This is a genomic window from Bradyrhizobium sp. 164 (genome assembly GCF_023073715.1).
Classification (GTDB): Bacteria; Pseudomonadota; Alphaproteobacteria; order Rhizobiales; family Xanthobacteraceae; genus Bradyrhizobium.
Map to the genome: position 1 here is coordinate 176,575 of NZ_JADPKA010000026.1, position 25,200 is coordinate 201,774.

The 25,200-nt window shown below is 65.0% G+C and carries 23 protein-coding genes and 2 riboswitches; of the genes, 11 read left to right on the forward strand and 12 right to left on the reverse strand.

Going from position 1 to position 25,200, the window contains the following annotated elements:
- Window positions 1–42 precede the first annotated feature (42 nt).
- Window positions 43–263: riboswitch (cobalamin riboswitch) on the forward strand.
- Window positions 264–299: 36 nt separating this feature from the next.
- From IVB01_RS08880 to cobT, 3 genes are read left to right on the forward strand one after another with little or no spacing between them, the layout of a single operon-like run.
- Window positions 300–977 (forward strand): energy-coupling factor ABC transporter permease, encoded by a 678-nt coding sequence (locus tag IVB01_RS08880; RefSeq protein ID WP_247278180.1) that lies wholly within the window; start codon window positions 300–302, stop codon window positions 975–977.
- 45 nt (window positions 978–1,022) lie between these two features.
- Entirely contained in the window at window positions 1,023–1,772 is a 750-nt protein-coding gene (gene cobF, locus IVB01_RS08885) for a precorrin-6A synthase (deacetylating) (protein WP_247278179.1), read from the forward strand.
- A gap of 10 nt (window positions 1,773–1,782) precedes the next feature.
- Window positions 1,783–2,835, forward strand: a complete 1,053-nt coding sequence (cobT, locus tag IVB01_RS08890; protein WP_247278178.1) for a nicotinate-nucleotide--dimethylbenzimidazole phosphoribosyltransferase — start codon at window positions 1,783–1,785, stop codon at window positions 2,833–2,835.
- 6 nt (window positions 2,836–2,841) lie between these two features.
- Here cobT and IVB01_RS08895 read toward each other — a convergent pair whose 3' ends face one another.
- The gene (locus tag IVB01_RS08895) at window positions 2,842–3,414 is read right to left on the reverse strand and encodes a histidine phosphatase family protein (RefSeq protein ID WP_247278177.1); all 573 of its coding nucleotides are present in this window, start codon (window positions 3,412–3,414) and stop codon (window positions 2,842–2,844) included.
- 72 nt (window positions 3,415–3,486) lie between these two features.
- Window positions 3,487–3,689: riboswitch (cobalamin riboswitch) on the forward strand.
- Between the two features lie 116 nt (window positions 3,690–3,805).
- On the opposite strand from IVB01_RS08895, the gene IVB01_RS08900 reads away from it, so the two are divergent.
- The 7 genes from IVB01_RS08900 (at window position 3,806) to IVB01_RS08930 (ending at window position 13,303) form a co-directional block, all read left to right on the forward strand.
- Window positions 3,806–6,163: a TonB-dependent receptor gene (locus tag IVB01_RS08900; protein ID WP_247278176.1), complete on the forward strand. Its 2,358-nt coding sequence runs from the start codon at window positions 3,806–3,808 to the stop codon at window positions 6,161–6,163.
- Between the two features lie 12 nt (window positions 6,164–6,175).
- A complete protein-coding gene (locus IVB01_RS08905; RefSeq protein WP_247278175.1) occupies window positions 6,176–7,609 on the forward strand; it encodes a PepSY domain-containing protein in 1,434 nt (477 codons plus the stop codon).
- A 233-nt stretch (window positions 7,610–7,842) separates the two neighbouring features.
- Window positions 7,843–9,444, forward strand: coding sequence for an ABC transporter substrate-binding protein (locus tag IVB01_RS08910; protein WP_247278174.1), 1,602 nt, complete (start codon window positions 7,843–7,845; stop codon window positions 9,442–9,444).
- 17 nt (window positions 9,445–9,461) lie between these two features.
- Window positions 9,462–10,403 carry an ABC transporter permease gene (locus IVB01_RS08915; protein WP_247278173.1) on the forward strand — a complete coding sequence of 314 codons (942 nt, stop codon included), beginning with the start codon at window positions 9,462–9,464 and terminating at the stop codon, window positions 10,401–10,403.
- Entirely contained in the window at window positions 10,400–11,323 is a 924-nt protein-coding gene (locus IVB01_RS08920; protein WP_247415351.1) for an ABC transporter permease, read from the forward strand. Before IVB01_RS08915 ends, IVB01_RS08920 begins: the two co-directional genes overlap by 4 nt.
- A gap of 16 nt (window positions 11,324–11,339) precedes the next feature.
- Window positions 11,340–12,329: an ABC transporter ATP-binding protein gene (locus IVB01_RS08925; RefSeq protein ID WP_247278171.1), complete on the forward strand. Its 990-nt coding sequence runs from the start codon at window positions 11,340–11,342 to the stop codon at window positions 12,327–12,329.
- Window positions 12,326–13,303: an oligopeptide/dipeptide ABC transporter ATP-binding protein gene (locus tag IVB01_RS08930; protein WP_247278170.1), complete on the forward strand. Its 978-nt coding sequence runs from the start codon at window positions 12,326–12,328 to the stop codon at window positions 13,301–13,303. The genes IVB01_RS08925 and IVB01_RS08930 overlap by 4 nt, the downstream gene beginning before the upstream one ends.
- Before the next feature lie 4 nt (window positions 13,304–13,307).
- Here IVB01_RS08930 and IVB01_RS08935 read toward each other — a convergent pair whose 3' ends face one another.
- From IVB01_RS08935 to IVB01_RS08985, 11 genes are all read right to left on the reverse strand, one after another.
- On the reverse strand, window positions 13,308–13,595 hold the full coding sequence (locus tag IVB01_RS08935; RefSeq protein ID WP_247278169.1) for a YciI family protein: 288 nt from the start codon (window positions 13,593–13,595) through the stop codon (window positions 13,308–13,310).
- Between the two features lie 66 nt (window positions 13,596–13,661).
- On the reverse strand, window positions 13,662–14,636 hold the full coding sequence (locus IVB01_RS08940) for a sugar ABC transporter substrate-binding protein (RefSeq protein WP_247278168.1): 975 nt from the start codon (window positions 14,634–14,636) through the stop codon (window positions 13,662–13,664).
- 42 nt (window positions 14,637–14,678) lie between these two features.
- Complete coding sequence (locus tag IVB01_RS08945; RefSeq protein WP_247278167.1) at window positions 14,679–15,656, reverse strand: ABC transporter permease; 978 nt, start codon at window positions 15,654–15,656, stop codon at window positions 14,679–14,681.
- The gene (locus IVB01_RS08950; protein ID WP_247278166.1) at window positions 15,653–16,603 is read right to left on the reverse strand and encodes an ABC transporter permease; all 951 of its coding nucleotides are present in this window, start codon (window positions 16,601–16,603) and stop codon (window positions 15,653–15,655) included. The genes IVB01_RS08945 and IVB01_RS08950 overlap by 4 nt, the downstream gene beginning before the upstream one ends.
- Window positions 16,596–18,119 carry a sugar ABC transporter ATP-binding protein gene (locus IVB01_RS08955; protein WP_247278165.1) on the reverse strand — a complete coding sequence of 508 codons (1,524 nt, stop codon included), beginning with the start codon at window positions 18,117–18,119 and terminating at the stop codon, window positions 16,596–16,598. Before IVB01_RS08955 ends, IVB01_RS08950 begins: the two co-directional genes overlap by 8 nt.
- Complete coding sequence (locus IVB01_RS08960; RefSeq protein WP_247278164.1) at window positions 18,116–19,510, reverse strand: FAD-linked oxidase C-terminal domain-containing protein; 1,395 nt, start codon at window positions 19,508–19,510, stop codon at window positions 18,116–18,118. Before IVB01_RS08960 ends, IVB01_RS08955 begins: the two co-directional genes overlap by 4 nt.
- Window positions 19,511–19,569: 59 nt before the next feature.
- A complete protein-coding gene (locus IVB01_RS08965; RefSeq protein ID WP_247494413.1) occupies window positions 19,570–20,454 on the reverse strand; it encodes an intradiol ring-cleavage dioxygenase in 885 nt (294 codons plus the stop codon).
- 15 nt (window positions 20,455–20,469) lie between these two features.
- Entirely contained in the window at window positions 20,470–21,372 is a 903-nt protein-coding gene (locus IVB01_RS08970) for an NAD(P)-dependent oxidoreductase (protein ID WP_247278162.1), read from the reverse strand.
- A 21-nt stretch (window positions 21,373–21,393) separates the two neighbouring features.
- Window positions 21,394–22,761 (reverse strand): amidohydrolase family protein, encoded by a 1,368-nt coding sequence (locus IVB01_RS08975; protein WP_247494414.1) that lies wholly within the window; start codon window positions 22,759–22,761, stop codon window positions 21,394–21,396.
- A 4-nt stretch (window positions 22,762–22,765) separates the two neighbouring features.
- A complete protein-coding gene (locus IVB01_RS08980) occupies window positions 22,766–23,845 on the reverse strand; it encodes a maleylacetate reductase (protein WP_247278160.1) in 1,080 nt (359 codons plus the stop codon).
- The gene (locus IVB01_RS08985) at window positions 23,842–24,165 is read right to left on the reverse strand and encodes a Dabb family protein (RefSeq protein WP_247278159.1); all 324 of its coding nucleotides are present in this window, start codon (window positions 24,163–24,165) and stop codon (window positions 23,842–23,844) included. The genes IVB01_RS08980 and IVB01_RS08985 overlap by 4 nt, the downstream gene beginning before the upstream one ends.
- Before the next feature lie 107 nt (window positions 24,166–24,272).
- Here IVB01_RS08985 and IVB01_RS08990 point away from each other — a divergent pair, with 107 nt between their 5' ends.
- Window positions 24,273–25,196 carry a LysR family transcriptional regulator gene (locus tag IVB01_RS08990; protein ID WP_247278158.1) on the forward strand — a complete coding sequence of 308 codons (924 nt, stop codon included), beginning with the start codon at window positions 24,273–24,275 and terminating at the stop codon, window positions 25,194–25,196.
- Window positions 25,197–25,200: the final 4 nt, after the last annotated feature.

The window sequence follows — 25,200 nt, forward strand, 5'->3', positions numbered from 1 at the left end:
CCGCGGCCGCCGTTCGCCCCTTGACGCCCGGCTCGCGAAAGGGGCACACAGGAGAGGCATGGTGCTCGACGCGGCGCAAAGCGCCGGAGCATAATCGGGAATGGGGGCGGGCGGACCCAGTTGCGGCGCCCAAATCCCCAGCCGCCCCCGCGACTGTAAGCGGTGAGGGGCTCCGATCAGCCACTGGGCCGCAAGGCTCGGGAAGGCCGGAGAACCCCAGTGAACCGCGAGCCAGGAGACCGGCCCTGCACGTTTTGAGGCCAAGGCCGTCGGGTGTGACGGCAGGAAGGATCTGAGCCATGCATATCGAACCCGGAATCGTGACGGGCGCCAAGCTCGTGTTGAGTTACGCAACCGGCATCGCCGCAGGCGGCGTTGCCTTGAAGCTCGCGGTCGACACCGTGCGCGAGCAGGGCATCGGCTCGTTCGCGACGCGCACGCTCGCCACCACCGGCCTCGTCTTCAGCTTCTTCCAGGTGCTGCCGCACTTCCCCGTCGGCGTCTCCGAGGTGCACTTCATCCTCGGCTCGACGCTGTTCCTGCTGTTCGGTGCTGCGCCCGCCGCCTTCGGCCTTGCGTTCGGCCTGCTGCTCCAGGGCGTCTTCTTCGTGCCGACCGACCTGCCGCAATACGGCATGAACATCACCACGCTCCTGGTGCCGCTGTTCGCGATTCAGGCGTTGGCCACGCGGATCATTCCGCGCAACACGGCTTACGTCGATCTGCAATACCGTCAGGCGCTGGCGCTCTCGACCGCCTATCAGTCCGGCATCGTCGCCTGGGTGGCGTTCTGGGCGCTCTATGGCTCCGGCTTCGGCGCGACCAACCTCGCCAACATCGCGGCGTTTGCGGCATCCTATGCGCTGGTCATCGTGATCGAACCGCTCGCCGATCTCGCGGTGCTGGCGCTGGCGAAGTCGCTGCGCGGTGTCACTGCGCCCGGCCTCGTCACGCCGCGCCTGCATAACGGCGCTTGAGAGACAAGCGAAGGGCGGCCGGTGCGGCCGCCCTTCGCGCTCGCGATGCTCACGCTTTCCCTGATAGGCATCGGTTGCGGCGATCCCGGGCAGCTCACGCGCGCCGCGGCCCGTGCCATCAACGCTGCCGACATCGTCCTGATCCCGCGCAAGGGGCCGGCGAAATCCGATCTGGCGGATCTCAGGCGGACGATCTGCGCGGACGTGCTCACCAGCGCGAGCACGCGCATCGCCGAGTTCGACTTGCCAGTGCGGGACACGACTGAGGCGGACTACCAAAAGGGCGTGGACGATTGGCACGATGCGGTGGCGGCAACCTGGTCGCAAACCATCGCAAATCATCTCGACGGCGAGGGCAAGGTCGCGCTGCTGATCTGGGGCGATCCTTCGCTGTACGATTCCTCGCTCCGCATTGCGCGGCGGCTCGATCCGTTACCGACGATCGAGGTCGTGCCCGGCATTACTTCGATCCAGGCGCTGTGCGCCGCGCATGCGCTGCCGCTCAACGACATCGGTGAGCCATTCCTGGTCACGACGGGGCGGCGCTTGCGCGAAGGCGGCTGGCCACAAGGAGTCGATACCATCGCGGTGATGCTCGACGGCGGCACGGCGTTCGAGTCGCTCGCTCCGGAAAGTCTGCAGATCTGGTGGGGTGCCTATCTCGGCATGCCCAACCAGATCGTCATGTCCGGCGCGTTGGCCGAAGTCGGCCCGCGCATCGTCGCACTTCGGCAGGAAGCGCGCGAGCGGCATGGCTGGATCATGGACAGCTACATTCTCAAGCGCACGCGTTAAGCGAGGCTGCATGCTCCCCGAATGGGTCTACCAAGAGTGTCCCGAAATCTCCGCGATGCACCGCGAGGCAGCGATCGCGCGGCAGACGCAGTTGACAAAACCGACCGGCGCGCTCGGCCGGCTTGAGCAACTGGCGATCGAGCTTGCGGGCCTGCAAGCGACGGAATCTCCTCGCGCCGCGCGCGTGCCGATCATCGTCTTCGCCGGCGATCACGGCATCGTTGCGCAGGGTGTGTCGGCCTATCCTCAAGCTGTGACCATCGCAATGATGGCGAATTTTGCGTCCGGTGGCGCCGCGATCTCAGTGCTGGCGCGTGAGCTTGGCTCCAGCCTGGAGGTGGTCGACGCCGGCACGCTGGCGCAGGAACAGATGGCGGGCGTCGTCACCGACAAGCCGCGGAGCGGCACGCGCGATTTCAGCGAGGAAGCTGCACTTGAGCCGGCGGAACTGGCATTCGCCTTCGCGGCCGGCCAGCGCGCGGTTGCGCGCGCGGAAGTCGGCCGGCCTGATCTGGTGATCTTCGGCGAGATGGGCATTGGCAACACCACGGTCTCGGCGGCCATTGCGGCGAGTCTGCTCGGCATCAGCGCCGAGGAAATCGCGGGCAGCGGCACCGGAATCGACGCGGCCGGCCGCGCGCACAAGGCGCGGGTGATCGATGCCGCGATTGCGCGCCACGGTATTGCGGGGGCTTCGCCCGAACACATCTTGTGTGCCGTCGGCGGTCTCGAGATCGCGGCGATCTGCGGCGCTATCATCGCGGCGGCGCAACGCCGCCTTCCCGTATTGATCGACGGATTCATCGTGTCGGTCGCGGCGCTGGTGGCGGTGCAGATCAACCCATCGTGCCGGCCGTTCCTGCTGCCGTCGCATCAATCGGCGGAGCAGGGGCATCGGCTGGTGCTGCGTGCGCTGAACGTGCAGCCGCTGATCAGCCTCGATCTCCGGCTCGGTGAGGGCTCCGGCGCTGCGATCGCGTTGCCGCTGGTGCGGTCGGCTTGCGCGCTCCACAACGGGATGGCGACTTTTGCGCAAGCCAATGTGCCGGATCGCCCGGCCTGATCGGGCTCAGGCCATCCGCTGATTGACGGAGACGACGCGCCACCCAGTGGCGAGCCGGTCGATCCGGGTGAGCGACAGCGGATCGATCACGAAGCGCAAGGCGGCGTGCGGCGTCAGATCCAGCGCGATGCACAGCGCGGCGCGGATCGTGCCGGAATGCACGACGAGCGTTGCGGAGCCCGCGCCGATCCGCGAGAGCCCAAGCCGGACGCGCGCGACCTGATCCGCAAAGCTCTCGCCGCCCGGCGGACGTCCGCGCGCCGGATCGCTCCAGAATTGCGCATAGGCCTCGTCCCCGGCCGCGCCGATCTCGTCATGCCGACGGCCGGTCCATGCGCCGAAATCCTGTTCCCCGAATTCGGGGATCAGCTCGGGCGCGAGTCCCAGCGCATGCGCGGTCTCGATCGTGCGCCGCGCTGGGCTCGCATGGCTCGCCGCGCCTCTCGGCAGAGACTGCCGCAGTGCCTCTAGCTGCGCGCGATCGCGAAGATCGGCCGGGGCATCGGCGGCATGGATCGTCCCTGTGACGCCATCGACCGGCGCATGCCGTATCAGCCAGAGGAAGGTCTCGCCTTCCATGCTCGTCTCCAAGGAAGTTGGTTGCTGTGGCAATAACGCCGCAGCTTGCACATTGACTCCGTCTTGATCGTAATCCTAGATGCTGGCGACGGTTTCCCCGAGAGGGGATGAAAAGGGAATGCGGTGCGGGGAATTCGTCCCCAATGCCGCGGCTGCCCCCGCAACTGTAAGCGGTGAATCCTTCGTCAGAAGCCACTGGGTCCTCGGTCCCGGGAAGGCGACGAAGCGGTCACGACCCGCGAGCCAGGAGACCTGCCGTCAGCCGTGGTCACACGCGAAGATGTCGGTCGGGGAGTACAGACATTCGGCTTCATCGAAGGGCTGACAGGCCAAAGGTGAGACCTCGTTCGCTGTGACGTGCCACTGACGTCATACCGAGGTTTCGAAAACCGTGTCTTGTCTCCTTTTTGTACGACCGCACCGCTTCCTGCTTGCCTCCGCGGCGCTTACGTCACTGGCCGCCGTCGATGTATCTGCCGCCCGGGCGCAGCAGGTCCGCGAGTCGCTGCCGCCGGTCGAGGTGTCGCCCGCCCAATCCCGCAAGCAGGCCAAGCCGGCGGGCCGGGAGGCGCAGGGCACACGCCGTGCAACGGCGCGCAGGCCAGCGACTGCATCCGCAGCGCCCAAGCCTGTCGTGCCGGCCGCCGCGGCACCAACGCCGCTCAACAGCAATGCTGTGGCTGAAAGCGCCTCGCGGCTCGGCCTCACCGTGCGTGAAACGCCGGCGACCGCCGAAGTCATCTCGGCCGAGACGATGCGCGAGCAGAGCTATCGCACTGTCTCCGAAGTGGCGCAGGGCGCGGTCGGCGTCACCTCCGGCGACAATCCGGCTGAACCTTCAGCCTTCTCCATGCGCGGCTTCACCAACAGCCAGATCAACACGCTCTACAACGGCATCAAGATCGGTCCGCAGAACATGACCTCGCGGATCGTAGACACCGCCAATCTGGAGGCCGTTGAATTCCTGAAAGGTCCGGCCTCGCTGATTTCAGGCGAGGGCGCTGCCGGCGGCGCCATCAACTTCGTCACCAAGCAGCCGCATACAGGACCGGTCCGGAACGAGGCTGATTTCTCTTGGGATTCCCTGAACTCGTTCCGCGTCCACTATGGCTCGGGTGGCAGCACCAACGTGCAGGGCCTGGACTATCGCGTCGACATCAGCCGTTCCACCCTCAACGGCTTTGCCGACGACACCAACGTCAAGACGTTCGGCACGTCCGGCCAGCTCAATTACCGCATCTCGGACAGTCTCAAGATCTGGGGCGCAATCGAATACAGGGAGGACCGCTCCAAAGCCTATTGGGGCGCGCCGCTGGTGCCGATCGCCTTCAGCGGCTCGCACGCGACGACGGGGATCGTCTCCGGCAATTACGTCTCCAACTACAACGGAAGCAATCTCGGCGCCGTCACCATTGACGACCGCACCTTCAACACCAATTACAACGTCCTCGACAATCGCAACGCCGCCCAGGAGGTGTGGCTGCGCGGTGGCTTCGAGCTGAAGCTCGCGCCGGACCTGACGCTGAAGAGCCAGGCATATGGCTACGGTGCAGAACGGACCTGGTTCAACAACGAGATCGAGGCGTTCAATTCCACGACGAACATGGTCGATCGTGAACGCTTCTATGTCGCGCACAGCCAGCGGCTGGTGGGCAACATCACCGACCTGATCTGGGACACGAACATTGCAGGCTTCGACAACCGGCTGGTCACGACGTTGTCGTCAAGCTATCTCGACTTCGTCAGGCCGGGTGCGGCAAACTTCCCAGGCGATTCCGTTTCGCTGGTCAATCCCGACCGCGGCTTTTACGGCCCGCTCACGATCCAGCAGCAAACCGCGCGCATCGACAATGAGGCGCTGTCGTTCGAGGACCGGCTGAAGCTGACACGTACCTTCGCACTGGTCGGCGGCCTGCGCGTCGAGCATATCGGGCTCGACCGCAACTCGACCGATAAGAACGGCCTGGAGAAGGCTGGCTTTCCGTTCACGAAAGACTGGGCGCCGGTCACCGGTCGCATCGGCTACACCTGGGAGGCCGTGCCCGGCCTGACCTTCTTCAGCCAGTACGCCACCGGCGCTGATATCTCCGCCAACAACATCTTTCTGCTCGGGCCGACCCAGCCGCTCGAACTGACGACCGCGCGCACTTATGAGACCGGCGTCAAGCATCTGTTCTGGGACAACAGGGCGGAGTGGTCTTTTTCCGCCTACGACATTGTGCGCAAGAACGTCTACGCCGCGGCCGGCGGCATGCAGTTGAATATCGCCGGACGGCAGGAGTCGAAGGGCGTGGAACTCGCGGCGTCCGTGCGCCCGATCGAGCCCCTGCGTCTCTGGGGCAACATCGCCTTTGTCGATGCGCGCTATGCCGACTACAATTTTGCCGGCGGCTCATTCTCCGGCAACACGCCGCCGAACGTGCCGCGCATCGTGGCCAACGCCGGCGCTTCGTATCGCTTCTTCACGCCCTGGCCGGTGGAGCTCGGCATCACCGGCCGTCACGTCGGCGACCGTTACAACACCGATGCCAACGTGGTGACGATGAAGGCCTACACTGTGGCCGACGTCTATGCCTTCGTCGACATTCCCAAGACGGTGTTCAATGCGGTCGACCAGGCTCGCCTGACCTTCCGTGTGCGCAATATAACCGACAAGCGGTATGCGATCTGGGGCGATCCGTTCTACCCCGACCAAATCCTGCTCGGCGCGCCGCGGACCTACGAAATCTCCGCGGCGTTCAAATGGTGAGGTGTTAGACGGATGATGAGTGCGATCGTCCTGCTGCACCGCTGGCTCGGGATCGCCTTCTGCCTGCTGTTCGCGATGTGGTTCGCGACCGGGATCGTGATGCACTTCGTTCCGTTCCCGTCGTTGACGGAGGCGGAGCGATTTGCCGGACTCGTGCCGCTGGATCGCGAAGAGACGAGAATACCGGTTGCCGGCGCCGCTGCCGCGAGCGGGATCGCGGATGCCACGCGCGTTCGGCTGATCCAGCGAAGCGACGGCGCGGTTTACATCGTCTCGGGTCCATCGCGTCAGCGCGCAATCCGCGCGGCCGACGGGAACGACGCGTCGGTGAAATCCGCCGATCTCGCACTGGCTATTGCGCAGGCTCATGCGCGCCCGCGCGAGATCGATGCCTCGCATGCGAGGATTGTCGGCCGTGCGGATGTCGATCAGTGGAGCGTACCGAACGGATTCGATCGCCATCGACCCTTGTTGCGCGTGGCCCTCGGCGATGCCGCCGGGACGGAAGTCTACGTCTCGTCGCTCACCGGTGAGATCGTCCTGGATACGACGCGGCGCGAGCGAGGCTGGAATCTTGTCGGCAGTGTGCTGCACTGGATCTATCCGACCGTTCTGAGAAGCGACTGGGCGCTATGGGATCGGCTGGTGTGGTCGCTATCGCTGCTGGCTCTGATCGCGGCTGTACTTGGTACGGTGCTCGGGATTGTGCGGATCAGGATTGGCAAGAGGCAGATCTCGTCGCCTTACCGTGGCTGGCACGCCTTGCATCACTTGATCGGCTTGGCAGCGACAGTCTTCGTGCTGACCTGGATCTTCAGCGGCTGGCTCTCGATGGATCACGGCCGACTGTTCTCGCGCGGGCAGTTGACCACCACTGAGGCCGGCCTGGTGAACGCAGCGCCGGATTGGCGGGATGCTTCATCGCTCGATCGGTGGCCAATATCTGCCTTGGCTCGCGAGGTCGAATGGTTCGCCTTCAACGGCAATGTCTATCGGCGCGATCGGGTGGCGCTCGGCCGTCAGACGTTGATCAGGACAGGGGATGCGCCGCGCGATGGACCGCGGGGATTCCTTGACGTGCACGAGATTCAGGGGCTGACCGGGCGCTTTGCAGACGGCTGCGCTCCACCATCCGTCCTTCCTGACAACGACGGCTACCCCGCCCGATCCATGATGCCGGGTGCACCGGTCTACCGCTCGTTGTGCGGCGAGAACTGGTTCGACGTCGATGGCGCCGACGGCGCCGTGCTGCAAAGATTGGATCCGTCGCGGCGCGCCTACCGCTGGCTTTACGGCGCACTGCACACGCTCGACTTCCCGGTCCTGCTCTCGCATCCGCGGCTGCGCGACGTCGTGACCGTCGGGCTCTGTGCCCTCGGGCTGGTGTTCTCCATCACCGGCATTGTCATCGGCTGGCGGCGCTTGCGGTCCTCGCTGGCAGCCTGAATTAAGGCGCAAGGGCGGCTCGATACGGCAGGGATCAGCAGATCAGCGATACGCGGGCGGCGCACGATACGCCGTGCTGATCGCGGCGGCGCCTGCCAGGACGCGCGAAGTCCGATCCAAATCCCGCTGGCGAAGGTGGGGTTAGTGGCATACCATTTGCACGCCAATGGGCTCTGGTTTCACCTGCCCGTGGCCAATGATGGCCGGCATCACGGCAATACTGGGAGGACTTCATGGATCGCAGGACCGTATTGAAGGGACTGGCTGGTGCGGGCGGTCTGGCATTGACGGGCGGCCTTTCGGCCCCCGCCCTGTCGCAAGGTGCGGCGCGCACCCTGCGCTTCGTGCCGCAGGCAAACCTCGCCAATTTCGATCCGATCTGGGGCACTCAATATGTCGTGCGCAACGCTGCAGCGATGGTCTGGGACACGCTCTACGGCATCGATTCCTCGCTTCAGCCGCAGCGGCAAATGGTCGAGTCCGAGGAAGTGACGGACGACGGTACGACCTGGACGTTTCGCTTAAGGCCTGGCCTCAAGTTCCACGACGGCGAGCCGGTGCTGAGCAAGGACGTCGTCGCGAGCCTTTCCCGCTGGGCGGCCCGCGATCCGATGGGCCTCATGATCAAGGCGCTCCAGCAGGAACTCACCGCCGTTGACGACCGCACCTTCAAATGGGTGCTGAAGCAGCCCTATCCGAAGATGCTTTACGCGCTGGCAAAGAACAATTCGCCTTGCTCCTTCATCATGCCGGAGCGCATCGCGCAGACCGATCCGTTCAAGCAGATCACGGATTACGTCGGCTCCGGTCCGATGAAGTTCGCCAAGGGCGAGTGGGTGCCCGGCGCGAAAGCGGTGTTCGAGAAGTTCGCCGACTACGTGCCGCGGCAGGAGAAGGCATCCTGGCTTGCCGGCGGCAAGCAGATCCTGGTCGATCGCGTGGAGTGGGTGGTGATGCCGGATCCGGCCACCGCGGCCGCCGCGTTGCAGAACGGCGAGGTCGACTGGTGGGAGAGCCCGATCGCCGACCTCGTTCCGGTCCTGAAGAAAAACAAGAATATCAGCGTCGACATCGGCGATCCCCTTGGCAATATCGGCTCGTTCCGCATGAATCACCTCTTTGCGCCCTTCAACGATGTGCGGGCGCGCCGTGCCGTGCTGATGGCGCTGAGCCAGGAAGATTATATGCGCGCGATCGTCGGCGACGACACTGCGCTCTGGAAGCCGCTCCCCGGCTTCTTCACGCCGAATACGCCGCTCTACAGCGAAGCAGGTGGCGAGATCCTGAAAGGCAAGCGTGATTTCGATGCGGCCAAGAAGCTGCTCGCCGAGAGCGGCTATTCCGGCCAGCCGGTGACCTGCCTGGTCGCGCAGGATCAGCCGATCACGAAGGCGCAAGGAGACGTCACGGCGGACCTCCTGAAGAAGCTCGGCATGAATGTCGACTTCGTTGCCACCGATTGGGGCACGGTCGGCTCGCGCCGTGCGCAGAAGACGCCGCCCGGCCAGGGCGGCTGGAACATGTTCCACACCTGGCATGCGGGTGCGGATTGCATCAATCCGGCCCCCTACACCGCCATTCGCGCCAATGGCGACAAGGCCTGGTTCGGCTGGCCGAGCAGCCCCGGCACCGAAAAGGAGGTCACGGCCTGGTTCGACGCCAAGAACATCGATGAGGAGAAGGCTGCGGTCGCCCGCCTCAACAAGGCGGCGCTCGAGGACGTCGTCTATGCGCCGACAGGATTCTTCCTGAGCTACACGGCGTGGCGCAAGAACGTCTCCGGCATCACCAAGGGGCCGCTGCCGTTCTTCTGGGGCGTGTCGAAGTCCGCATGATCCTGCGTTGAGGCCAGATGCTCTCGTACATCCTCCGTCGCATCGTCGCAACACTTCCGGTGATGGCGATCGTCGCGCTGTTCGTGTTCAGCCTGCTCTACATCGCGCCCGGTGATCCCGCCGTGGTGATCGCGGGCGATCAGGCGAGCCCGGAGGATGTCGAGCGCATCCGCCAGAGCCTCGGCCTCGATCGGCCCTTCCTGGTCCAGTTCGGAAGCTGGGTCTGGCGTATCCTGCACGGCGATCTCGGCACCTCGATCTTCACCAATCTGCCCGTGTCGGCGCTGATCGGCCAGCGCCTCGGACCGACGCTGTCACTGATGATGGTCACCCTGCTGCTCACAATCGTGGTCGCGGTGCCGCTCGGCGTGGTGGCGGCGTGGAAGGCTGGCAGCCTGATCGACCGCGTGATCATGGGCTTTGCCGTGTTCGGCTTCTCGCTGCCCGTCTTCGTGGTCGGCTACATGCTCGCCTACGTCTTCGCGCTCGAGTTGGAATGGCTGCCGGTGCAGGGGTATACGCCGCTCGCGCAAGGCTTCTGGCCGTGGCTCGAGAACCTGATCCTGCCGGCGATCGCGCTCGGCTGCGTCTACATTGCGCTGATCGCGCGCATCACCCGCGCCACCATGCTCGAAGTCTTGCAGCAGGATTATATTCGCACCGCCCGCGCCAAGGGCCTCGGGCAGGGGGGCATCCTGTTCGTTCACGCGCTGAAGAACGCGGCGGTTCCGATCGTGACCGTGATCGGAATCGGCATCGCACTCCTGATCGGCGGCGCGGTGGTCACGGAGAGTGTGTTCGCGATCCCCGGTCTCGGCCGCCTCACGATCGACGCGATCTTGCGCCGCGACTATCCCGTCATCCAGGGTATCGTGCTGCTGTTCAGCTTCGTCTACGTCCTCGTCAATCTGATGATCGACGTCATCTACACGCTCGTTGACCCGAGGATCCGCTATTGACCGATACCACCGTCAATCCGCAATCGCTTCCCGCTGGCTTCGTCGTCGCGCCACAACTACCCGAGATCCTGCGACCGGTCAGGATCCGGCTCGGTTTCATCGGGTTCTTGCGCGGCCATCCGACAGTCGCGATCGGCGGCGCGCTGCTGCTGACCCTGGTCCTGATCGCGATCTTTGCGCCATATCTCGGAACAGTCGACCCGACCGCGCTCGCGCCGGCCAAGCGCACGCGGGCGCCGTCGGCCGATTTCTGGTTCGGCACCGACGTGCTCGGCCGCGACATCTATTCGCGCGTGCTGTTTGGCGCGCGGGTCTCGCTCACGGTCGGGCTTTCAGTTGCGATCTTCGCATCCGCGGCCGGCCTTGCCATCGGCATGGTTTCCGGCTTCATCCGCTGGGCCGACGGCATCCTAATGCGCTTCATGGACGGCCTGATGTCGATCCCGCCGATCCTGCTCGCGATCGCGCTGATGGCGCTGACCCGCGGCAGCGTCGGCAACGTCATCCTGGCTATCACCATCGCCGAAATCCCGCGTGTTTCGCGCCTCGTCCGCAGCGTGGTGCTGTCGTTGCGCGAGCAGCCTTATGTGGACGCAGCCGTCGCCTGCGGCACGCGCACGCCGATGATCATCTTGCGCCATATCCTGCCCAACACGGTGGCGCCGATGCTGGTGCAGGCGACCTATATCTGCGCCAGCGCCATGATCACGGAGGCGATCCTGTCCTTCATCGGCGCAGGGACGCCGCCGACTATTCCGTCCTGGGGCAACATCATGGCCGAGGGCCGCGCGCTGTGGCAGGTCAAGCCCTACATCGTGTTCTTTCCGGCTGCATTCCTGTCCGTGACCGTGCTCGCCGTGAACCTGCTTGGCGACGGTCTTCGCGACGCGCTCGATCCGCGCATGGCCAAGAGCCTTTGAAGAGGGGCTGATCGCGATGCCACTGCTCGAAGTCGAGAACCTCCAGACCCATTTCCGTACCCCCAGCGGCATCAACCGCGCGGTGGACGGCGTGTCCTTCCACGTCAACGAGGGCGAGACGCTTGCCATCGTCGGCGAGTCCGGCTGCGGCAAGTCGGTGACGTCGATGTCGGTGATGCGGCTGATCCCGGAACCGCCGGGCCGGATCGCAGGCGCCATCCGCTTTGCGGGGAGGGACCTGCTGCAACTGTCCGATCGCGAGATGCGCGCCATCCGCGGCAACGACATCTCGATGATCTTCCAGGAGCCGATGACAAGCCTGAACCCGGTCCTCACGGTCGGCCGCCAGATCCGGGAGACCTTGATGATCCATCAGGGCCTGGACAAGCAGGCCGCCGAGACGCACGCCATCGAGATGCTGACGCTGGTCGGCATTCCCGAGCCGAAGCGCCGCGTGCGCGAATATCCGCACCAGCTCTCCGGCGGCATGCGCCAGCGCGTCATGATCGCCATCGCGCTCGCCTGCAATCCGAAGCTTCTCATCGCGGATGAGCCCACGACCGCCCTAGACGTGACCATCCAGGCACAGATCCTGAAACTGATGCTGGATCTGAAGCGCCGGGTCGGCGCAGCCATCATCCTGATCACGCACGATCTCGGCGTCGTCGCCGAAATCGCCGAACGCGTCATGGTTATGTATGCCGGCTGCAAGGTCGAGGAGGCACCGGTAGCCGAACTGTTCCGTTCGCCGCGCCATCCCTATACGCAAGGCCTGCTCGGCGCGGTGCCGCGCCTCGGCTCCTCGCTGACCGGCACTGCGAGACGACTGGCCGAGATTCCCGGCCAGGTGCCTGATCTGCGCAAGCGGATCACCGGCTGCGTCTTTGCCGGACGCTGTGCGCTTGCGACCGACCTCTGCCGGCAATATGCGCCGGGGCTCGAAGAGAAGGATCCCCGTCATATCGCCGCCTGCCACTATGCGGCCAAGGGAGCCGTCGCGGCATGAGTGCTCCGCTGCTCCAGGTCAACGACCTCAAGAAGCATTTTCCGGTCAAGACCGGCTTGTTCGGCCGCAAGTCCGAACGGGTCTATGCGGTGGACGGCGTGTCGTTCGAGATCGCGCGCGGCGAGACGCTGTCGCTGGTCGGCGAGTCCGGCTGCGGCAAGTCGACGGTCGGTCGCGCCATCCTGCGGCTGTTCGACATCACCGCGGGGCAGGTGATCCTCGACGGCCAGAGGATCGACGATGCCGCGCCGAGCACGATGCGTCAGATGCGCCGCCGCGTGCAGGTGGTATTCCAGGATCCGTTCTCGAGTCTCAATCCGCGCATGCGCGTGCGCGACATCCTGGCCGAACCGATCCGCAATTTCGGCCTCGCCAAATCCGCGGAAGACCTCGAACTGCGCGTCACCGCGCTGATGGACACGGTCCGCCTGCCGCGCGAGGCGCTGAATCGCAGGCCCCACGAGTTCTCCGGCGGCCAGCGCCAGCGCATCGGTATCGCGCGGGCGCTCGCGGCCGAGCCCGAGTTGATCGTCTGCGACGAGGCAGTCTCGGCGCTCGACGTCTCGGTCAAGGCGCAGATCGTCAATCTGCTTCAGGATCTCCAGCACGAGTTCGGCCTTGCGCTCTTGTTCATCAGCCACGATCTCGCGATCGTCGAGCACATGACCCACCGCGTTGCAGTGATGTATCTCGGCAAGATCATCGAGGTGGCGCCGCGCCGCGAGATATTTGCCGCGCCAAAGCACCCCTATACCAAGGCGCTGCTTTCGGCGGTGCCGTTGCCCGAGCCGGGCGCCCGGCGCAATCCCATCATCCTCAAGGGCGACGTGCCGAGCCCGATCAATCCGCCGCGTGGATGCCGTTTCCACACCCGCTGTCCCTTCGTCTTCGACCGCTGCCGGACCGAGGAGCCGACGCTGCGCGCGACGGGCGCCGAGCAGTGGGTGGCCTGTCACCTCGAAGACGCGCCTTAACGCCTCAACCCTGGCGGCGCAGGAAGCCCGTAATCGTCACCTTCTCCCAGATGCCGGCGGCGGCAAAAGGATCGGCGCGGTTGAAGGCCTCGACCTCGGTGCGACCTGCCGCCTCGATCAGGAACAGGCTGCCGATCATGGTCGCGCCGTCGTCGGAGACGAGCGGTCCCGACATCACGATCTTGACGCCGAAGCGCGAGGTGTCGCTGAGGAAAGCCTTGTGGGCGTCGTAATTGGCGAGCCGGGTCGGCAGCGCGCCGGCGCGGTCGAGGGCGTGAATGGCGAACAGCATGGGGAGATCCGTTTCTTGGGACGGCCGCGAGGACGCGGCCGTCCGGGCCTGTCGTGAGCGGTTGGTCTACTTCGCGCTGAGCTTGCCCGCCTCCTCGAAGGTCGGGCAGGTCCGCTGCTCCAGCGGCACGTCGAACGGCTGGTAATTGTCCTTGGTGATCACCGTAGGCTTTAGCACGATCTCGCTGATGACCGGCTGATTGCGCAACGACCGGATCGCCATCATGGTGCCGAGGCAGCCTTGGGCAAATCCGTTGTAATCCCCACTTGCCAGGAGCTTGCCGGATTTGATCGCATCGATCGCCTCCTTGGTGCCGTTGATGCCGATCACCTGAGCCTTGCGGTTGGCGCCGTCCAGCGCCTCGATCGCGCCGACCGCCATGGCATCGTTGGCGGCGAGCACGCCGTCGATCTGTGAATTCGACTGCATCAGATTCTCCATCACCTGGAGCGCCTGGAGCCGCTGGTAATTGCCCGGCTGCGAGGCCAGCAGCTTGGCCCCCGGGCTTTCCTTCAGCGCGTCGTTGAAGCCGCGGACCCGGTCGACATTGGTCAGTGAGCCCTTGACGCCTTCGATGATGACGATATTGCCCTTGCCGCCGAGCGTCTTGAGCAGGAAGCGCGCAGTCTCGAGCCCGAGGCTGTAATCGTCGGCGCCGACGAAGGAGAGGAACTTGCCGCCCGCGGAACGATCGGTGATGTTGACGACGGGGATCTTTGCCTCGTTGATCTTCTCGACACCGGGCACCATCGCCTTGTAATCGACCGGCGTGAAGACGATCGCGCTCGGCTTCTTCACCACGACGTCCTCGATCTGGCTGAGCTGCTCGGGGATCGAATCCGGCTTGGTCGGGATGTACTGAAGCGTCTTCGCGTTCAGCGTCTTCGCCATATTGTCGGCACCGACCCGAACCGTCTGGAAGAACGGATTGGTCTGGTTCTTGGTGAAGATGGCGATGGTCTCGCCGTCGGCGCGTGCTTGCGTGCTGAACGCGGCCGCCATCAGCAGCGGTAGCGCCAGATAGCCCAGTTTCTGTTTCATATTGCCTCCATCCCTCATTTTGCTTGTTTGAACCTCAAAAGCTCATTGCGTGCGGCGGCGGGTCTTCATGTCGAGCCAGACCGCGAGAATGACGATGATGCCGGTCACGAGCGGCTGCCAGTTGGCGCTGACCGAGAGCAGGTTCATGCCGTTCAGCACCAGCGTCAGGATCAGTGCGCCGATGAACGTGCCGAACACCGTGCCGACGCCGCCGAACAGCGAGGTGCCGCCGATCAGCACGGCCGCGATCGCGGGCAAGGTCAGGCTCTCGCCAATGTCGGCCTCGGCCGAGTTCAGCCGCGACAGGAAGATAATCGAGGCAAGTCCCGCCATGGTGCCGGAGACGGTGTAGACCAGCAGCAGGCGGCGCGCGACCGGGATGCCGGAGAGGCGGGCGGCGACCGGATTGGCGCCGATCGCATAGATCTCCTGGCCCCAGATCGTGCGCTGCGCGAACAGCGTTCCGATCCCGAGGAACACCAGCAGCAGATAGACCGGGATCGGCAGGCCGAACAGGTAGCCGCTGCCGATCTGGCGGAAGCCTGCGGGGAAGCCGTGAAGGGTCTCGCCCGCCATGTACCAATAGGTGAGGCCGTTCAGCACCCAGAGCATGCCGTAGGTGGCGATGAAGGAGGGGATGCGCAGCGCGGTGACCATGATGCCGTTGAGGAGGCCAACGATGCCGCCGCAGGCAAGCCCGGTGAGGATGCCAAGCGCCGGCGAGCCGGTCTTGTGGATCACGGTCCCGGCGATGCAGGCAGACAGTGCGACATTGGCGCCGACGGAGAGATCAAGGCCGGCGGTCAGCACCACCAGAGTCAGGCCGGAGGCGATAAAGAAGGTCAGGCTCGCCTGCCTCAGCACGTTGAGGATGTTGCCGAGGCTCAGGAAGGAATCGCTCAGCACGGCGAGCACGGCGCAGATCAGCAGCGCCGCGAGCAGGCGATAGAACAGCTGGATCGCATCCTGCGACAGGAACGAGCGGGGCGGCGCGATGGCGTCCTTGGTGATGTCGGTCATGCGCGGCTCCTGAGGCCATCGAGGAACAGGGCGACGATGACGAGCACGCCGACGCTTGCCACCTGCACCGAGGACGGCAACGAGATCAGGTTCAGCCCGTTGCGCAACACGCCGACGGAAAGAACGCCGAGCAAGGTGCCGAGCAGCCAGCCATTGCCGCGCTCAAACGAGGTGCCCCCGACGGCAACGGCCGCGATGGCATCGAATTCAAGCCCGAGGCCGGCGGTGGGGTGGCCGGAATTCATCCGCGCGGTCATCAAGAGGCCGGCGATGCCAGCCATGGCGCCGCCGATCGCATAGACCGCGATCAAGAGCCGGTTCGGCGAGAGACCCGCATAGCGCAGCGCCTCGCGGTTGCCACCGAGGGCGAAGATGTAGGTGCCGAAGCGGGTATGATAGAGCAGGCCGTGAAACGCCGCGTAGGTCACGAGCGCCATCACGATTGGCACGGGGATGCCCAAAAGCGTCGCCGAGTAGATGTCGCGCACGCTGTGGGGAATGCCGACCACGCTCTGGCCGTCACTGACGATCAGCGACAGGCCCTGCGCCATGCCGAGCGTGCCGAGCGTCGCGACGAAGGGCGGAATGCCGAGGATGGCGACCAGCCAGCCGTTGGCGATACCGAAGGCGGTGCCGACCAGCAGGCCGGCACCTAAGCCCAGCAACATCGATTTCGTGGCGAGCGATACGATCGCGACGCAGAGCGAGGTCAGCGTCAGCACCGCGCCCATCGACAGGTCCAGCCCCTCGGTCATGATGATCAGCGTCATCGGCAGCGCGAGCATGGTGAGAATGGTCGATTGCACCAGCACGTTGGAGAGGTTGGCGACCGACAGGAAGCCGGGCGCGATCACGCTGAACAGCGCGATCAGCAGCACCAGCACCATGGCGACGCCGGGAATGCGTTGCAGCGGATTGGGCTCTGAGACGATCGCGGCTTCACGCATGATGCATCCCCAGTCGCACGATGTTCTCCTCGGTCAGTTCGTTGCGTGTCAGATGACCGGCGATACGCCCCTCGCGCATCACATAGGCGCGGTCGCAGACATGGCAGATCTCGACCTGTTCGGACGAGATCATCAGGGCGGCCGCGCCCTCCGCCACGAGGCGGTCGATCAGGGCAAATATCTCCGACTTGGCGCCGATATCGATGCCGCGCGTCGGCTCGTCAAAGATGAATAGCTTCGAGCCGGCCGCTAGCCATTTGCCGATCACGACCTTCTGCTGGTTGCCGCCCGAGAGCAGGCCAACGGTCTGCCGCGCACTCGGTGTCGCGATCCTCAATTGCCGGATCAGGCCGTCGGAGGTGCGCTGCGCACGCCGCTGGTCGAACAGGCCGCTGGGAAACAATTTTCGCAGCGCCGACACCACCAGATTGTCGCTCACTGATCGCAGCAAGGCCAAGCCTTCGCTCTTGCGGCTCTCCGGGATCAGCGCGATGCCGCGACGGGTCGCGAGGTCGGGCTCGCCGGAAATGGTCTTGCCGTCGAAGACGATCTCGCCCGACGTTACGGGATCGGCGCCGAAGATGGCGCGCGCAACCTCGCTGCGGCCCGAGCCGACCAGGCCGCAAAGGCCGACGATCTCGCCCCGGCGCACCTCGATGTTGATGTCGGAGATGCCGGTCGGCGCGGTCAGGCCCTTGACCTCCAGCAGCACCTCGCCGGGCTTGGCGGCAAAATGGCGCGGATAGGTCATGTCGACATTGCGGCCGACCATCATCCGGACGAGCTGGTCCGGCGTGACGTCGGCGGGACGGACACCGTCGATGCGGCGGCCGTCGCGCAGCACGGTGATGCGATCGCCGAGTGCGAACACTTCGGCCATGCGGTGGGAGATGTAGACGATCGAGACCCCGTCGGCCTTCAGCCGCGCAATCAGCGCGAACAGCAGCTCGGTCTCGCGGTCCGACAGCGCCGCGGTCGGCTCGTCCATCACAAGGATGCGGGCGTTCTGGCTGATTGCTTTCGCGATCTCGACCATCTGCTGCTGCGCTACGCCGAGCTTGTCGACGGTGGTGGAGGGATCGATGTCGAAACCGATGGTGCCGAGCACGCGCCTGGCGTCAACCAGGATCTGGCGGCGGTCGATGGTACCGGGAATGCGGCCCTTCGGCTCGCGGCCGAGGAAGATGTTCTGAGCGATGTCGAGATAGGGGACCAGGGAGAATTCCTGGAAGATCACGGCAATGCCGAGCTTTTGCGCATCGGCAGTCGAGTTGACTGCAACCTTCTCGCCTTTGTGGTAAAACTCGCCGGAGTCTGCGCGGTAGGCGCCGCACAGCACCTTCATCAGGCTCGACTTGCCGGCGCCGTTCTCGCCCAGCAGCATATGCACCTCGCCGGGGTAGATGGCGAAGGAAACGTCATCGAGCGCCTTGACGCCGGGAAATTCCTTGCTGATGCCGCGCAGCTCGAGCAGCGGCGTGGGCGAGGTGACCTCGATCGGAAGCGCGTCGCTCATACCATGGCTCCGCTCGCAAAGATCTTGCCGGGGTTCATCAGTCCATCAGGGTCGAGCGCGGACTTGATCGACCGCATCACGTCGACGGCCTCGCCGAGCTCGTCGGTGAGATAGTCGATCTTGCCGAGCCCGATGCCGTGCTCGCCAGTGCAGGTGCCGTCCATGGCGATGGCCCGGGCGACCATGCGCGCCTGAAGCGCCTTGGCGCCTTCGGCTTCGTCGGGCTTTGCCGGGTCGATCAGGATCAGCATGTGGAAATTGCCGTCTCCGACATGGCCGACAATCGGTGCCGTGAAGCCGTGCGCGTCCGCATCCCGCCGCGTCTCGGTCAAGCATTCCGCCAGCCGCGAGATCGGCACGCAGACATCGGTGATCACCGCCCGCGCACCGGGCCGCAAGCCGAGGCCGGCATAGAGCGTGTTGTCCCGAGCGTGCCAGAGCCGGCTGCGGTCTTCCGGCGCCTTGGCCCAGGCAAAGCCATGGCCGCCATGGTCGGCGGCGATCGCCTGCGCGGCCTCGGCCTGCTCGGCGACGGAAGCCGCGGAGCCATGGAATTCGAAGAACAAGGTCGGGGCCTCGCGATAGCCGAGCTTTGCATAGGCATTGATGCCGTGCATCATGACGTCGTCGAGCAACTCGATGCGCGCAACGGGGATCGCCGACTGGATCACGGAGATCGCGGTATCGACGGCATTGTGCAGGCTATCGAAGCTGCACACTGCGGCCGAGATCGCCTGCGGCACGGGATGGACCTTCAGCGTGATCTCCGTGATGACACCAAGCGTGCCCTCCGCGCCGACGAACATGCGCGTCAAATCATAACCGGCCGCCGATTTGCGCGCGCGCCTAGCCGTCCGAATCACCCGCCCGTCCGCGAGCACCACCTCCAGCGCCATGACGTTGTCTTTCATGGTGCCGTAGCGCACCGCCATGGTGCCTGAGGCGCGCGTCGACGTCATGCCGCCGATCGAGGCGTCCGCGCCGGGATCGATCGGGAAGAACAGGCCGGTCGTCCGTAGCTCCGCATTGAGCTGCTTTCGCGTGATGCCGGGCTGCACCACGACATCCATGTCGCTGTCGTGGACGGCAAGCACCTTGTTCATGCGCGCGAAGTCGAAGCAGACGCCGCCGGCGACCGCGGCCGCATTGCCTTCGAGCGAAGTGCCGGCGCCGAACGGGACGATCGGCATGCCCGCGCTCGCGCAGAGTTTCACGATCTCGGCGACCTCCTGCGTGCTTTCAGGGAAGACGACGATGTCGGGCGGCAAGTTGCGGTAATGCGACTCGCTCTGCCCGTGCTGGTCGAGCACGCCGCGCGCAACGCTCGCGCGCGGGCCGATCATGCCGGTAAGGCGATCGGCCAATATGCTCGTGCTGACCCGCGGTCCCATCCTCAGCTCTCCGTCCGCCCCCTGTTGCCGGACTCTTGTTGGTCCGCTGCCGCTTCAGCTTAAGCGGCCTTTGCGTTGCTCGCGACCTGCTTCAGGCCGAAATCGTAATTGAGGTGAAAATACTCGCGCTGCACCATGCGACCATCCGGCGCACGGCCGGCGGGATGCCGGACGAATTCGCGGATCAGGCTGTCCTTGACGCCGAACACCACATCACTGTCGAGATACTGGTCGCCCGCGACGAATACGTGCGTCACGAGCTGCTCGAAACCCGGCGCTGAGATCATGAAATGCACATGGGCGGGGCGCCAGGGGTGGCGGCCCTGGGCTTCCAGCATCTCGCCGACCGGGCCGTCATGCGGGATCGGATAGGCCGCCGGCTTGATCGACCAAAAATGGAAGCGGCCATTGGCATCGGTGTGAAAGCGCGCGCGCATCGCGAGATCGCCGATGGCGTCGAGCTGCTGCACGTCGTAATAACCGTCGTCGTCGGAATGCCAGACGTCGACCACGGCGCCCGCAAGCGGCTTTCCGTCGACGCTCGAGACCGAGCCGGTGACCAGCATCGGATCGCCTTCCATCGGACCCGAGATATCGGCGCCACTATCCTTCTCCGGCGCAGCCTGGACGAAAAACGGGCCGAGCACCGTGGTCTCGGTCGCGCCTTCGGGCACCGGGTGATTGGTGGCATCGACCAGCATGGAGACGCCGAGCGTGTCCGATAGCAGAATGAATTCCTGGCGCTTGTCGTCGCACATGTGCCCGGTGCGGGTCAGGAAGTCGATGCCGTATTCCCATTCCTTCTGGGTCGGCCGCACCTCGCGGACGAAGGCATGAAGATGACGGACCAGCGCTTCGCTGATTTGCTTGATGCGCGGATCAGTCGCGCGCGCGATCCGCTCCAGCACCGCGTCTGTGATCGTGTTCTCGTTGAAGTTACGCATGTGTGCCTCCGTTGATCACAGCTTCGGCTCGCCGAGGCCGGCCAGCCGTTCGAGATGCTTGACGGTCGCAATGAAGTCGGCCTCGCCCTCGCCCTGCGCGACCAGCGAACCATAGGTCTCGCGCACTTGCGCCGCTAGCTGTAGCGGAACGCCGACGGCGTGGCCGGCGCCGAGGATGAGGTCGAGGTCCTTGGCCATCTGCTTGCAGGAGAAAGTGGACTCGAAATCGCGGTTGCGCAGCGGCGCTGTCTTGTACTTCACCATCGGCGAAGCCACGGCACTGTCGTCGAGCACCTTCAAGATGTCCTGCCAGGCAATGCCGCCCTTGCGTGCCAGCGCCAGGCTCTCCGCCATCATCGCGGCCGAAACCGCGATCATCAGATTGACCGAGAGTTTTGCATAGCGCGCTTCCTCGGCGGGCCCGAGATAGGTCTGGGCACGGGTGAAGGCGGCGAACAGCGGCTTTGCGCTTTCGAAGGCGTCCTTTGGACCCGAGACGAAGCAGGTCAGTGCGCCGGTGTGGACGATGCTGGCATTGCCGGAGACCGGCGAGCGAAGATAGGCAATGCCGTGCGCCTGCGCGGCGGCTGCAATCTCAGTAGAGGCCTCCACACTCACAGTGCTGGTCTCGATGAGAACAGCTCCGGGCGTCATCGCGGCCATGAGGCCGGCAGGATCGAGCAGCGCGCCGCGCAAGGCGGCGTCGTCGGGCAGGGACGTGACCACTGCCGTCTTGCCGCTCACGGCCTCGGCCGACGTAGCGGCAATCGCAATGCCTTGCGCGCGTGCCTCGGTGATTCGCGCCGCGCTCTGATCGAACGCGCTGACCGCGTAACCGGCCTTGGTGACGAGCACCGACATCGGCAGGCCCATCTTGCCGATCCCGATGAAAGCGACATTCCTTGAAGCGTCAGTCATTGTTCTTGTCCACTGGCGCCTTCAGGCGGCGCGTCCCTGTTGTTCGATGTCCTGCACCAGCCGCCGGCCGGATTGCGCCAGCAGCTCTTTTTTGCTCTCTAGCCCTTCGATCAGTAGCCGGCCATTTCGCTTCTTCCAGGCGCCGCCGATCATGACCGCCTCGATGTTGACGAGGCTCGTCTGCATCACGACGGTTGCGACCGCATCGTGCACCGGGAAGAGGTTGAGATCGGAGGCGTTGATGATGACGAGGTCGGCGAGCTTTCCCGGCGCCAGCGAACCGATCTGGTTCTCGCGGCCGAGCATGCGGGCGCCTTCCGTGGTGATCCAGCGCAGCGCCTCGCGCACGGGGATCGTGGTCGTCGCCGGGATGGTGCCGCTGGCCTTGCGCGTCTCCGCATTGTCAAGCGCCCGCTGCATCGAGAGCGCGACGCGAGCGGCGGAGAAGAGATCGCCGGCCAGCACGGATTCGAGATCAATGCCGATCGTCGGCCGCACGCCGCGCTTCAGCAACCGTCCGGTAACCGGAAAGCCGTGACCCTGGATCATCTCGTTCTCCGGCGTTACCGAGAACGACACGCCAAGATCGACCATCCGGTCCAGGAGATCGTCGGGCAAATCGTTGCCATGGACGACGTTGATGCCGGCGCCGACGAGGCCGGCCTCGATCAGCTTCTCCCAGCCACCGGGCGTTTTGGCGGGACCGCCGCCCTGATGCATGGAGGCGATCAGCTTGAGCTCCCGCGCCAAGCGGAAGTCGTGCATGGCAACGTCGAGCGTTGAGTAATGCGGGCCGAGAATGGCGAGCCCGAGCGTGACGAGCCCGTCGCGGTCGGCGAGGGGACCTGCCAACAGCCGCTCGACTTCGCGGCGCGGATGCGCGATCTCAGAGAAATGCGGCTCGCCGGGCTTCGGCTCAGGCTTTGGCGAGCCATGGAAGAAGGCCGCGCGAATGCCACTCTCGATCAGGCCGCTGACCGCGGCGTCGGTATGGTCAGGCGTCGGATTGTTGTGGCACCAGTCGACGAGTGTCGTCGTGCCGCAATTGATCTGGTTCAGCGCGCCAATCAAGGTGGCGATGTAGATGTCGTCCGGCCGGAATACGGTGGCGAGCCCGGCATGCATGCGGCGGAAATATTCGAGCAGCGTCCAGTTCGCTGCATAACCGCGGAGCGCCGTCTGCCAAGTGTGCATATGCGCGTTGATCAGACCGGGAATGATGATCCGCCCGGTGCCGTCAATGATCTCTGCCTCGCCGCTGCCGATATCGATCGACGGACGCACGCTGGCGATGCGGCTGCCCTCGACCAGCACGTCGCCGGTATTGAGATCGCCGATCGCGTCATCCATGCTGATGACGATGGCGGATTGGATCAGCGTGCGCCGCATCGCGTCACGTCACCGCTTTGATGGCGGCCGGCCGCTCGCCGGCCCAGGCGCGCGCGATCAGGTCGCGGATGGCGGCCCGTTCGAGGGGCCGCGGATTCCAGTAGGGATTGGTGACAGCGAGATCGGCCGCCTTGCCGATGCCGCTCTCGGGCATGCCGATGTCGCGCAGCGCGAGCTTTGCACCCAGTCGCTTCGCAAGGTCGTACAGCCCCTGCGACGCATCGGCCGCGCCGATCGCGCGCGAGATGCGCGCCATCGCATCCGGCACCGCCGGTGCGTTGTAGGCCAGCGCATGCGGCAGCACGATCGTGTGCGTTTCGGCATGCGGCAGATCGAAGGTGCCGCCGAGCGTGTGGCAAAGTTTGTGATGCAGCGCCATGCCGACGGTGCCGAGGCAGACGCCGCACAGCCAGGCGCCATAGAGCGCTTCGGTCCGGGCCTCGCGGTCGTCGCTCCTCGCGGCGATGGCGGGGAGGGCGCGGGCCAGCGCGCGGATGCCTTCTTCCGCCATCAGCGATGTCACGGGATTGGCGTCGCGCGCATAGAGCGCTTCCGCCGCATGTGCGATCGCATTGATGCCTGAGGTCGCAGCCAGGCTCGCCGGCAGCGTCAGGGTCAGCTCGACGTCGTAGATCACCGTCTCCGGCAGCACGGCGGCGTCACGGACCGTGGTCTTCAGGCCGTTCTCGGTCTGGCCGACGATCGGCGTCATCTCCGAGCCGGCATAGGTGGTGGGAATGCAGAGCTGGTTGACGCCGGTGCGCAAGGCCAGCGCCTTGCCAAGGCCGGTGGTTGATCCGCCGCCGAGCGAGACGACGCAGTCGGCCTCGCACGCCTTCATCGCCGCCAGTGCCCGCTCGGTGACCTCGACTGGCGTGTGCATAGTGGCGCCGGAAAACAGGCCGGCATAGACTGATCCGAGCGCTGCACCGAGACTCTTGCTTTGCGCCTCCTGCTGCGGCGTCGTCAGCACCAGTGCGCGCTTGCCGCCGAGCCGTTCGACCTCGGCTTTGGCTGAAGCAAGCGTTCCGCTGCCAAACACGACGCGGCAGGGCAGGTTTTCAAAGGTGAACGACCCGATCATGCGCCGGTCTCTTTAATGGGATAATCGACCTGGAAGCGCCCGATCCGCAAGTCGCCCAGCGCCTCGCGGACGCGCAAATGTTCGGGGTGGCTGGCATAGGCGGCAAGCGCAGCCTGGTCGGTGAATTCGGAGAACAGAACGACGTCGCAGGCGTAGTCGACATCGCTGACGTCGAGACCGACCTCGATGTGAGTGAGGCCGTCGATCCGGCCGCGCAGGCCCTCGAACAGGGACTTGACCTTGATCCGGGCGGCGGAGCGCTCCGCAGGCGTCTCCCCGCGCAGCCGCCACATCACGATGTGCCTGATCGGGCCCGACATTTCCTGATTTCCTCGCCTGCGATTGTGCTTTGTTGGCGCCATTTTGCCTTGCAGGAATCGGAAATAAAGGTCAAAATTTGTAAGTCTCTTTTCCTCTTTCTGCAAAAATGGACCGGCTGCTCCAACTCGAGGTCTTCTCCAAAACCGCTGAACTCGGCAGTCTTTCCAAAGCTGCCGAAAACCTGCGGATGTCGAACGCGGCCGCGAGCCGTCATCTCAGTGCGCTGGAGGAGCGGCTTGCGGTCCGGCTGATCGAGCGCAACACGCGCCGGCAATGGCTGACCGAAGCGGGGCAGGAACTCTTGCAGCGTTGCAGCACGCTGTTGAACGAGCTCGCCGAGGCCGAGGACGCGGTCTCGGACCGCGCGCTGTCGCCGAAGGGCATGCTGCGCGTGACGAGCTCGCTGTCCTTCGCGATGATCTACCTCGCTCCGATGCTGCCTGCCTTCCGCGCGCTCTATCCCAATCTCAGCGTGCAGATCATCAGCGCAAACCGCTACCCCGACTTCATCGAAGCCGGCATTGACGTCGCGATACGCACGCGGGAGCATGAGCCGGATTCCAACATCATCGTCCGCCGCATCGGCCAGATGCATCGTGTGCTCGCGGCCGCTCCATCCTACCTGGAGAAGCAGGGCCGGCCCGAGCATCCAACCGATCTCACCCGTCACAACATGCTGATCTACAATCTCGCCAATGATCCCTATTCGCTCCGGTTGAGCCAGGGCAGCACGACGCAGACGGTCCGAATCGCGCCGACGCTCGACAGCAATGACGGCCAGATCATCTGTGGCGCAGCGCGTGCGGGACTCGGAATCCTGATCCAGCCGCTTTACATCGTGCAGGGCGATATCGCGGCCGGCCGGCTGGTGCCCGTCTTGACGGGCTGGGAGCTGCCACTGCTCACCATGAACATCGCCTATCAAAACCGCGTCAGGCTGCCGGCCAAGATCCGGGTGTTTTCCGACTTCCTCGTCAGCTACATCCGCGAGCATTCGGAGCCGGGAATCTGGATCGACGCGGCGAAGTGAGCGG